We start from the raw sequence: 11,260 nt of genomic DNA, 5'->3' as shown, positions 1-11,260 counted from the left end.
CGTCCCCACACTCGCGGCGGTCTGCCGCCACCCGCTCGACACGCAGGGGTAGCTACCGATGATCGTCCTTCACGTCATCTTCCTGCTCTTCCTTATCTCGTTCGCCTTCTGGTTCGTCTCGGCGGTCCTCTCACTCCCGAGGCCGGTCCCGATCGTCGTCTTCGTGGTGATGGTCGTCGCCTATTTTGAGGGTTTCGCCCAGAACATGGGTGTCGGGAAGCAGCCGTCGACGGCGCTCGCCGTCCCGGCTCCGCCGTCCCGCCGGGACGGCGACAAGGAGCCGGCGTACGCGCACTACCTGGTGGGCCAGGCGCGGCGCGACTTCCAGCACGCGCAGAAGGCCGGCTGGAAGCGGATGCTCCGGCAGTGGAACCGCCAGCGCGGCGTCATCATGGTCCGCTGGTTCGGGAAGTTCTCCAAGGCGGCGCCCGACCTGCAGCCGCCGATGCACCAGCCCGGCGGGCTCCGGAAGCTCCTGGGCGCCATCCGGATGGCGGGCGTCCTCGTCGGTGGCGGGTTCGCGATCGGCGCCATGGCGGTGGCCGCCGCGGCGCAGACCGCCGTGATGGTCCTCGCGCGGCTCGCCGCGCTCGCCACGATTGCCGTGCTGCGTGCTCTGGACTCCGCGCTCCTTCGGATTCGCCGCGTCCGGATTCACTGCACGGACCCGAAGTGCTACGAGGCCGGCATCTACCCGGCCTACGCGTGCACGGAATGCCAGACGCACCACCGGGACGTCCGGCCGGGCCACTACGGTGTGCTGCGCCGTACCTGCRCCTGCGGCGCCAAGATGCCGACGTCGATCCTGCTTGGAAGCACCAGGCTGGACGCCTTCTGCCCGAACTGTGACCGTCCGCTCGTCAAGGGCGCGGGAGAGGCGTCCGAGATCGTGCTGCCCGTGTTCGGGGCGACGTCCGCAGGCAAGACCCAGCTGATGGTCGTCCTCATGATGGCGATCGAGGGACTGACACGGCGCCGCGGCGGGRCTGCCGAGTTCCGCGACGACAGCAGCCGCACCGAGGAGGAGAAGTCGAGGCGCGAGCTCGCCGAGCGCGGACAGGTGAGCGCGACGTCGCGCGCGGACGGCCCGCGGCGCAGCCACTCGATCTACGTCAAGCCACGCCGTGGTTCGGCCCGGTTCGTCCACGTCTTCGACGCCGCGGGTGAGTTCTTCAACCAGACCGACGACCTGCAGGACCTGCAGTACCTGAGCCTGGCGGACACCTTCCTGTTCACCGTCGACCCGCTGTCGATCGAGCCGTTGTGGAAGAGGCTCGGTGGCGCCGAGAAGACGAAGTACGAGGCGCTACGCGCGAAGCGCGACCCGGAGTTCGTGTTCGGTCAGGTGGCCTCGACGCTGACCGAGATGGGCGTGAAGACCTCCAAGGCCCGCCTCGTCGTCGCGGTGACCAAGAGCGATCTGGTGACCAAGGTGCTCGCGGACGACGGAGTGCAGGCCGACGACCTGTCCGTGCAGCGCTGGTTCGGCGACACGCTGGAGCAGGGCAACCTGCTGCGCGCGATGAAGCTCGCCTTCGGCGAGGTCCGGTTCTTCCTCACGTCCGCCGTCGTCGACAGCCACGGCGACGTCGACGACAGCGTCGAGCGGCTGGCCGGCTGGACACTCGGGCAGCATGGTCTGCGCCTCGCGGCCTAGGTTCCCGTTTTCTTCGGCATCCCTCTGCCACCCACCTTCCGGAAAGGCTGCGCCGCATGGCGACTCTCGCTAGGGACCCGTACCGCTCCTGGCGGCGGGGAATGTTCTGGACCACCTTCGCCGTGGGCGTGACCCTAAGCGCGGCACTCCTGCTCGCGCTCATCATCGGGGCCATCTCCGTTGCGGTCCAGCTCGCCCACTGACCGCTCCGCATTCTCAACTAACCGCTCCGCGTCCCATGGCCACGCACGCCGTCTCGGCAGGTTCTCACCAGTACCGTCCAGGCCGGCGGACGACTCAAAGGGGGTTGATGTGGCGTTCGGTATGAAATCAGGCCCCGCGCACACGGCTCGGCTCATCTATGGCGCCGGCGCGGCGGTCGACGTGTCGTCGCTGCGTTCCGCCGGCCACGGCATGCTCGCTTCGCGGGCCGACGTCGCCGGCGAGTCACTGGCCAGACGCGGCCTGACCGGGATCCGCGCCCGGTGCGTCCTCATGCTCGACCACTCCGGTTCGATGGGCCATTACTACAGGTCCGGCGCGGTTCAGGAGCTCGTCGAACGGGCACTCGGTTTCGCCCTGCAGCTGGACGCCGACGGAAAGATTCCCGTCATCCCCTGGGACTCCCGGCTGCGTGACGGCGCGGTTGTCGGCGTGGCCAACTACCGCGGCGTCGTCGGCAGCGGCGGGCGGCGCGGCCTGTGGCAGCCCAGGGACATGCAGGGCACCGCGCTCGACCTCGCCCTGGCCCGGATCCGCTCCCAGGCCTCCGTCAGCGACCTGCCGCTCTTCGCCATGGTGGTGACCGACGGCGAGCCCGACAGTCAGTCGAAGGCTGCCAGCGCCTGCGCGGAGACCGCCCGCTACCCGGTGTTCCTGAAGTTCCTCGCCCTCGGCCGTGTCCGGTTCCTCGACCAGCTCGAACGAGGACAGCCAGGCCGCCTGGTACCCAACGTCAGGGTGACGACCTTCCCCACGCTCGCCATGTCCGACGCCCAGTTCGCCGAGGCGATGGCGGACGGGTGGGAGACGTGGGTCGCCGCGGCGACCACGGCGGGAATCCTCCGCGCCGACGCCGCCCGATGACTCGCCGCGCGCGAGGAGCGCCTCTCGTGCCGGGCCTGCCGTGACTCCCCTCTGGCCCGGGCGGCGCGCCGGCGGCGACCGCCACCGAGAGGGGCGACGCGATGGTGCACCGAGGAAGGACCACGGAAAGGCGCTCCGCAATGCCGAGGAAGCCCTGGCCAGCCTCGGCATGAGCAGGCCGCACGCGCGAGAGGCCGAGCCACGCTTTCAGGAGGGGCTGGCTCAGGGGTTCGCCGTGCCCGACGACGTGGACCCGGCCCGACCCGGGTTCGTCTCGCCCGGTCGCCGCGCGGGCCTGGCAAGCCTTGGGGCCGCCGACTCGCCCACCGTCAGGGGACCGGCTTGGGAGAGACGCTCCACGAGCAGGGGAGCCGCCACGCCGACCGCCAGCGCGGCGACCGGAGTGGCGATCTGGCCCGAAGCCGCGAATGCCCAGGCCAAGCCCGCACCGATGATCAGGCGGACCAGCTCCGCGCTCGCGTAGACGAGGAGAGACGGTCCACCCCTGGCGCGCCAGGGCCACGTGACCTTGTGCCGGACCGCTATGTAGAAACCCAAACCCTCCGCGCAGAACCCTCCGAACAGTCCCCAGATCGCGGCAAAGACCCCCGTCATGACCACATCCCTCAGACACCGACGCGGACGCGGCCGGTCCAGCCGGCCGAGTCGTCGGTGGACCGGCCATCGCGGGCGTCCATCAGCTCGTCGGGAATGAATACGGATAGCGGCCCGCCGGGGTCGAGAGCCCACCGCTGGGCCCGGTGCGGCGCGTCGGCCGGAGGCTGCCTCTCGGCCGAGTAATGGTGGGTCATAAACCCTATCCGGGACGTCAGCACGCCGAGGACATTTCCACGGCGGTCCGCCGATGGTGCGTTTCCCGCCCCCGCCCTCAGACGCCCAGGTGGACGAGACCGGCCCAGCCAGCCGGGTCGTCGGAGGCGCCGGTCTGCGCGACGAGCAGCTCGTCCGGCATGGTCGGCAGGAACTCGCGGTCGGGGTTGAGCGACCACAGCTGGGCCCGGTGCAGCGCCTCGGCGGGGGAGCACCCCTCGGCCAGGTAGTGATGGACCGCGAACATGATCCGCGAGGTGAGGTGGTCGGGCACGTCCCACATCGACCCGAAGACGGTCCGGGCGCCGGCGGCCAGGAACGCGGTGGCGACGCTGAACGCCTCGTCGTAGTCCAGGCCGCTGACGTTGCTCGAGCAGGCGCACAGGACGACCCGCTCCACCGGGGTCGCCTCGGCGGGCAGGTGGGCGAGCAGCTCGCTGGTGGCCAACGGGCCGCCGGCCAGCACCAGGCGGGAGCGGGTCGGCTCGGACGGTTCGGCCTGGCCGTGGCAGGCCAGGTACAGCAGGCGGCGGCCCGACGCCTGGCCCCGCAGCCAGGCCAGTACCTCGGCGGGAGTCCCCTCGCCTTCGGGCTGTGCCTGGCCGGGCATCCCGCGGCCGTAGAACGTCGCGCCCCTGTAGAAGGCCTGGCGCACGGCTCGCGCCTCGAGAGCGGCGCCGCGCAGGCTCTTCCTGCCCGCGGGATTGCCGACGATCAGGGTTTCGCCGGTGGTGACCGGCCTAGCGCTGACCGCCCGGCACAACAACCGGGCCGACGGGATGTACGACACGACGGCCCGCGCAGCCAACGGCGTCGGTGTCCCTCGGCCGTCGTCGCAGACCGCGGCGTGCCAGGGCACCAGGGCCAGCGGGCCGACCGGGACGAGTACCAGGCGGGGGCAGCCCGGGTCCGCGGACCACGACCTGGCCGCCCTGAGCAGGTCGGTGCCGACCTCCCGGCCGGCCCAGGCGAGCAGCGTGGACAGCTCGGCGCGCCAGGCCTCGAGAGCCGCCTCGGTCTCGGCCTTCGGCAGGCCGCCCCGATGCCGGGCCTGGTACCTCTCGGCGTAGCGCTCCAGCGGCGTGCCCGGCCCCACGACCAGCCTGGGCAGCGGCAGTATCTGCAGCGGCGCCGCCTCGCTGGCCGGCACGACGACCGCCCGGCCCGGCCGCGTTCCCCCGTCCTCGAGCGGCCCGCCCGGTACCAGATAGACAAGCGCGTCGGAGCCGTGGTCCTGCAGGGCGGCCCGGATCTGGTAGGGGCGCGGCGGCTCGAGCAGGTCGCCGGCGCCGGAGGCCAGCGCGTCGAGCACCCTGCGGCGCAGCTCGCCCTGGACCTTCACGTTCAGCCCGATGTCGACCCGCTCGTCCCCGCCGGCCTTGGCCCAGTCGGCGGCGAGCTTGCCCGCACCCAGGTCGGTGAGGCGTTCGGCCGCCGAGCGGGTCGTCACCGCCGCGTGCAGCGCCAGCCCGCGGCCGGCGTCGAGGGCGAGGATCAGGTCGGCGGCCTCGCGGTCCTCGGCGCACCAGTCGGCGACGGTCAGCGCGTCCTCGATCGCGTCCCGGGCGGCGGCCAGGGCGTCGGCGGTGCCTGACTGCAGCAGCACGCGCCAGGTGTGGCATCTCAACGCTGACAGCCCCAGCTCTCGGGAGTGCTTCAGGTCATCGCCCGACCGGCGCAGGCGGCGGCCCTCCGCGGCGATCAGGGCCATGCCCGCCCAGTCCGGGTGCTGAGGGCCTTCCAGGGCGGTCAGCGCCCGGTCCGCCCAAACGACGGTCTGCGCCGCGRCCTGGCGGTCGCCGGTCTGGACAGCGAGCTGCCAGTTCCCGATCGCGATCGCGCCCGGGTCGCCGGTTCCGGCGAAGCGCGCGGCCTTGTCCAGGATCCCGCGGCGGGCGCCGGCCGGGTAGAACGGTATGGCCGCCGCAAGAGTCGCCTGCGCCAGCGGCAGGACACCGGACAACGCCGACGTCAACGGGTCGGTTGCCGGGGCGTGGCCGGCCCCCCGGCGCCCGTGCCCGGCGCGGCCGCGGGCCAGGCTGGCGGCCCCGCGCATCAGCGACGGAAGCAGGCGCGCGTACTCGCGCGGCGAGACCTTCCCGCCCGTCTGAGCGCGGCTTATCATTCTCAGCAGTCGCACCGTGGGCAGCATGTCGCTGTTCATGAGGCGGGCCGCCGGATCGCCCGTTCCGAAGTCCTCGATGGTCTTCGCGACGCGGTCCAGGACGGCGGTGATGTCCTTCCCGTCCCAGAGAGCGAGCTGAGTCTCGGCGAGACCGGAGACCAGACGGGCCTCCGGGGATTCGAGATCCTGGACCAGCGTGAGCGCATCCTGCATGCGCGCCCGCTCACCGCTCGCGTGGGCCCGCAACATCTCCTGGTAAGCGACCATCGGGACCAGCTGGTCGGGAATCGGCGCGTCGCCGAACACGTCGCGGGCCCGGGACTCGCTGTAGGCGGGCACGCCGGCCGGGCCCTTGCGGACGAGCCCGTGCAGCATGTCCCGGACGAGGGCGAACGTGCCCAGCACGGTGGGCCAGTGGGCCGGCGGCGCCGGGTGGGCCCGCAGCGCCGCGTGCAGCTCGTCCAGCCGGGCGACGTCGAAGTCGAGGTCGCGCACCATCAACGGCAGCAGCAGCGGCGTCAGCGCCCCGGCGAGCTCGGCGCGAGCGACGGCGCCCAGACGGCCGTCGGCCAACAGCGGCCACGCGGCGTCCAACTCGGCGGCGGCCTCGCCGATCGCCGCGTCAGGGTAGCCATCGGACTGCAGCCGCGCTCCGAGGGCCATGGCCAGGTGGCGGTGGGCAAGGGCGGCGAGGTTGGGCTCCAGATCGACGAGCCCGCCCCGGAGAGCCTTTCGGAGGTAGTCTCCGGCGCTTTCCCGCAGCCGGTCGTCGCCGGTGCGGCCCCCCTGCTCGACGCGGATGAGCCCGACGACGCACCAGGCGACCGCCGCCGGCTCGACGCCTTTCCTCAGCGCGGCGTCCAGCTGGCGCAGCGCCGCCTGGAAGTCATGGTCCGAGCCGGTCTGGGCCGCCTGCGTGACGAGCCGCAGACCGGCCAGGAACTCGACGTTGCCCGGTTTGGCGCCGTCCATCGCCGTCGGGTCCTGAGTCAGCCGTGCCAGCAGTGCTTCCAAGGCGCCGAGGTCGTTGCTCTGACCGGCCCGAAGGAACTCCTCGAGCCGGTCAACCGCGAGGAGGTCGACCTCCTGGGGATGGCCGTCCGGTGGGGCCACCCGGCGGGCGCGGGTGAGCGCGGCCAGGCCGTCGCCGAACCGGCCTGTCCGGCCGCACCACCCGGCGTAGTCGAGGAGGACCCCGGTCAGCAGTGGCCAGTCGTCGGGTACGTGCGGCAGCGCGCCGTCGAGGCGGGTCATCGCGTCGGCGTGGTCCTTGGCGGCCCGGTCCGGCACCAGCTCCGCGCGGACCAGCCGGGCGGCGGCGGCGTAGTAGTCGAGTGCGACGGGCCCGAGGGAGCCGGCCGGGCGCCGCGGCACCCGATCGATCGCCTCGACCAGCTGGTTGACCGCCTCTACTCCCGGCGCGGCGAAGTAGCGCTCCACCAGCAGGACCACCAGGCTGATGGTTACCTCGTCCGGATCGACGTCGTCGTCCGGCCGATCGAGGACGGTCTGGAAGCACCCGGCCGCGGTGTCGAAGAGGGCCGGATCACCGAGGATCTCCGCGCGTCGCAGGTGGGCCAGGCCGAGCAGGTACCAGGTCCCAGCCGACTGGTCTGTGTCCGCGTCCAGGGCCGCCGTCAGCCACCGGGCCCCGAGCGCGAGGTCCTCAAGGGAGCCCGTGCGGTCGCCCCGGGTGGCGAGCAGCTGACCATAGCGCTCCAGGGCGTAAGGGGTCGGGTCCGCGCGCTCGACGACCCGGGCGAGGACGCCGACGAGCGCATCGGCGTCCCCGGCGTCGTTCGCCTGGAGCAGCCGGCCGTCGAGCAACCGCGCCTCGACGAGGTCGATCTCCGCCGCGAACCCGTCGCCGAGCGTGGGCCCGTCGAGATCAGCGTCATCGCCGTCATCGCCGTCATCGCCGTCATCGCCGGACGGCTCCGGCAGGGCCTGGGCCCGGGCCCGGACGACCGCGGCCAGACCCACCGCGTAGCGCTCCTCCTCCGCGCAGATCTCGGCGTACTCCAGCAGCGTCTCGAGCAGCAACGGCCAGTCGTCGGGCACATCTGCCAGGACGGCGTCCAGCAGCGCGCCGGCCTGCTCCCGGTCGTCCCGGTTGTCCCGGTTGGGGTCATCCCGCGACCGCGCGCGGCCCAGCCGGGCGACGGCCCGGTAGAAGTCGACGGCGACCGCGGCCGGGGACGTGGCGGTCGGCCGGGGCAGCGTGTCCAACCCCTTGACCAGACGGTCGAACTCGGCGACGTCCGACCCGGCGAGGCAGCGTCGAACCATCGTCCACACCAGGTCGGTGATGACCTCGTCGGGGTCGACGGCGGGGTGTGCCGGCCCGGCCAGTGCCCGGCGCAGCCAGGCGACGGGCTCGTCCCAGTCAGCCAGGCCGTCCTCAGCCAGCCATGCACCGGTCACCCCGAGCCGATGACACCACAGCGGCGCGTTCGCACTGCTCGGATCCCGTTCCATTGCCCGGGTGAATAACCGAACGACCTCGCCGGCCCGGGCCGTATCGTCGGTCTTCTCCATGACCGAGAACAGCTCCTCGGCCCGGGCTGCCCAGTAGCTCGCCAATGTTGCCCCCCGTCGAGCGCCGCTGGTGAGTGTAATACCTGGGCCAGCTGGTGGCACGAAGGTGGAGCGGGTGGCTTCTTTCTYGCGGCCCTTCCCGGGCTTTCCGCTGGTTGGAACGTCACCGGTTGGTGTCGTCACCGCGGCCCCGGATGGAAGCTCTCTTCTCCGAGGCAGGGACTGGCGCGGTGGACTAAGGTTCGCCCACCGGCCCGGCACCCGGAGGACCGTCGACGCAAAGGCGTGGCCAAGGTGTCCGCGAGGCGCTGACGAAACCAGGCAGCGGCGGCGGTACAGTGATTGCCAGCCACCACACCGGGGGGAACGCAATGGGGGCCGAGGTGAATTCTTCGTGGCCGTGACACCGTGGGACGGCCACGTGCGGGTCGATTACGTGCCGGACCTTTCATCGCTGCAGGTCACGCTGGCCACGGTGTGGCCGATGAAAGTGGCCGTGTTACGACGGGGGCTGCGCGCCGGCTTCGCCCGCGACGATCCGGACGGCCCGCCGGCCTTCGTCGAGGTGAGGGCCGAGGGCGGCCAGGTTCCCGCTGACGTGCGGGACTTGCTCGGTGACCGCCTCCTGGCCGAGATCCAACAGGTCGTCGCCGGGCCGAGCCGTTCGCGGTGGCTGCGGATCAACCTGCGGGCCGTCGACGAGCTCGCCGAGGCATGGGCGCCCTATCGGCGCTGGATCCTCGCTGACGAATCGCCGGCACCCGCTGCCGCCGCCGCCGAACCGACGCCGGTACTAGGGCGGCTGGCTCGTGGTCTGTGGTCCTGGCTGGGAGTGGGCGACCTGCGCGATGCGCTCTCCCTACCACCCACGCGGGATTTCGGGTTCAGAAGCGCCGGAAGCCTTGACGATGACGATGACGACGACGAGGACATCGCCGACGAGCCCAGCCCGCCGACGGCCTCGGGCCGGTGGGCGCTGCCCGTGGAGTTGGCCTGGCGCACCGGCGTCGAACGTGACCTGGCCTGGGAGGTGTACAGCGACCGCCGGATCCACCTGATTGCCCGGCGTGCGGTGACGGCGAGTTCTGACCCACCTCCGCTGGAGGTTGCCTTCGACGATGGCACCGAACGCTGGACCCGCTTCGTCAGTGCCGAACCGGGGGTACTGCGAACAAGCATCGTCAGCGCCGCAGACCCGTCCCGTCTTCCCCCGATCAAGGTTCGTACCAGGAATCTGCCATGACCCCCGATCACGAAAAGCTGGCCCGGATCGCTCGCCTGGTCCTCGACCAGCTCCACCCGGTCGATTTCGACCGGGTCCGGTCCAAGTTCGCCGCGATGGACGACCTGACCGAGGCCAAGGCCGAGATCGTCAAGACCATGGTCAAACGGGCCGAGTCGATGCTCACCTCGTTGAGCGAGGCGGGAACCGAGGTTCCGCCGGAACAGCTCGAGCATTTGCTCGGCTCGACGCTGACATTCGGCGACCAGCGCAGGGGCGTTCACGCGCGCAACGACCACGCGTTGGCGAAGTTCGGCGTGATGACCCGGTGGCCGGACCTGCCCGTCGCCGTGGCCGTTCTCCTGCGCGCCGACGACTCCGAGGTGCTGGTCAGGGCATTGGTCGCGGCCTACCGCCTTGAAGCAGGCCTGGCTGCTGAGTTCTCGGCGGTACCGCCGGAAGACCGGCGCATTGTCGCGGCGGCGGTCGCCGCCAATCCCAGACCAGCGCCGCCGGGTGCCAATCCGCTCGACACCGCCGCCTGGATTTTCGGCCGGGCCGGCGAGCTGGCCGCCTACTGCGAGGCGGCTGGAATGGCGCCGGAGGCTCCGCCAGGCGCACTGGGCAACGTCCTGTTCCTGCTGATCATTGCCGGCTACGCCCGTGCGGTCACCGAACTTGTCGATCCAACCTCCGCCGCTGCCGCGGATGCGCATGGCGATGTCCGCTGGCGGGCCGACCGGCTCGCGACGGCACTGCGCCACGCCATGCACGACACCCGCAACCCGTACTACGGCGGCCCGGACGAGCCGGATGTCCTGGGCTTCTACACGGTCGCGGCCGAGGCGGTGGGCGGCGAGCTCGCCGCCAAGGTGTTCGAGCGGCTCGACCGCGAGCTGTGGCGGCACCGTCTCCGCCGGGACGACGGTACCTTCCCGGTGGAGGTGGACGTCCTCGATCGCGGCGGTGACACCCCAGAACTCGGCTCAGCGTTCGAGCAGGCGGACGAGCTGGCTCGCCTGATGGCGGCGCTGCTGGTGGAGGACACCGTCGCCGCGAGCCGGCCGGTCATCGTCGCCTGGATACTCGGGCCCGGATCGGAAGCCGCCGCCGAAGACCTCTATCTGCTGCTCGGCTGCCTGCGGCGGGTGATGCGCGGTGTGTCTGGCGGGCGGGTCGCGCCGCTCCCGGACGACCTGGCCGTCCAGGACGCCAAGAAACTCGAGTCCGTCCTGATRAGCCGGCTTACCAACGAGGCCCGTCGGGACCCGCACCGTGGTGCCGCCGAGATGGCCGCCGCGGTGCTGCCCGAGCTGTGGTTCCGGCGCGACACGGCGGTCAGGGCTCTCACGCAGAAGATCAGAACGGACCTGGGCTCGAGCGCGAGCAAGATTCCGCTAGCGAAGGTCCTGGCCGCCGCCGTCACGCGTGGTCCCGGTCAGGTGTTCGTCCCGGCGCAGACGGCCCAGCATTGGTCCGACCCGACCCATCCCACCTGCGAGACCGTGACCACCGCGGCGGACACGGAACGCTGCGTGAAGCGTGTCAGCGGGCCCGGTCCGAGGGGCCATGAGCTGTGCCCGGCCCGGCCCTGGGGCGAGACCGGCTTCGTCGACAGCTACCAGACGCTGGCGGACACCTTCCCGACAAGCCTCGACGCACTCCGTAAGCGGCTCAGCCGCCATGAGGGGATATGGGCCCCGCTCGCCTGGCCCGGCCGGCCGTAGGCAGAGAAGCTCCGGTAGGGCCCGCGTGCCGACGCCTCCCCGTACGGCACTCAGGCTGGGCAGAGGGTCTGGGT

The 11,260-nt window shown here is 71.9% G+C and carries 7 protein-coding genes; 5 read left to right on the top strand and 2 right to left on the bottom strand.

What is annotated here, in order from left to right:
• Positions 1-58: 58 nt before the first annotated feature.
• The 3 genes from BL253_RS29885 to BL253_RS29880 all read left to right on the top strand — a co-directional run bounded on the left by BL253_RS29885 (position 59) and on the right by BL253_RS29880 (position 2,743).
• A complete protein-coding gene (locus tag BL253_RS29885) occupies positions 59-1,657 on the top strand; it encodes a TRAFAC clade GTPase domain-containing protein (RefSeq protein ID WP_076820655.1) in 1,599 nt (532 codons plus the stop codon).
• 56 nt (positions 1,658-1,713) lie between these two features.
• A complete protein-coding gene (locus BL253_RS42530) occupies positions 1,714-1,860 on the top strand; it encodes a hypothetical protein (RefSeq protein WP_158230449.1) in 147 nt (48 codons plus the stop codon).
• 121 nt (positions 1,861-1,981) lie between these two features.
• A complete protein-coding gene (locus BL253_RS29880; RefSeq protein ID WP_131831610.1) occupies positions 1,982-2,743 on the top strand; it encodes a VWA domain-containing protein in 762 nt (253 codons plus the stop codon).
• A 222-nt stretch (positions 2,744-2,965) separates the two neighbouring features.
• On the opposite strand, the gene BL253_RS29875 is transcribed toward BL253_RS29880, so the two are convergent.
• Positions 2,966-3,358, bottom strand: coding sequence for a hypothetical protein (locus tag BL253_RS29875; protein WP_131831609.1), 393 nt, complete (start codon positions 3,356-3,358; stop codon positions 2,966-2,968).
• 274 nt (positions 3,359-3,632) lie between these two features.
• Positions 3,633-8,123, bottom strand: a complete 4,491-nt coding sequence (locus tag BL253_RS29865) for a CHAT domain-containing protein (RefSeq protein ID WP_131831608.1) — start codon at positions 8,121-8,123, stop codon at positions 3,633-3,635.
• A 508-nt stretch (positions 8,124-8,631) separates the two neighbouring features.
• Here BL253_RS29865 and BL253_RS29860 point away from each other — a divergent pair.
• Both BL253_RS29860 and BL253_RS29855 read left to right on the top strand, forming a co-directional pair.
• Positions 8,632-9,480 (top strand): hypothetical protein, encoded by an 849-nt coding sequence (locus tag BL253_RS29860; RefSeq protein ID WP_076820650.1) that lies wholly within the window; start codon positions 8,632-8,634, stop codon positions 9,478-9,480.
• Complete coding sequence (locus BL253_RS29855; protein ID WP_076820649.1) at positions 9,477-11,186, top strand: hypothetical protein; 1,710 nt, start codon at positions 9,477-9,479, stop codon at positions 11,184-11,186. Before BL253_RS29860 ends, BL253_RS29855 begins: the two co-directional genes overlap by 4 nt.
• The last annotated feature ends 74 nt before the right edge of the window (positions 11,187-11,260 follow it).

The organism is Pseudofrankia asymbiotica, assembly GCF_001983105.1.
In the GTDB taxonomy this organism is placed as follows: domain Bacteria; phylum Actinomycetota; class Actinomycetes; order Frankiales; family Frankiaceae; genus Pseudofrankia; species Pseudofrankia asymbiotica.
This window is presented reverse-complemented; position numbering and strand designations above follow the sequence as displayed.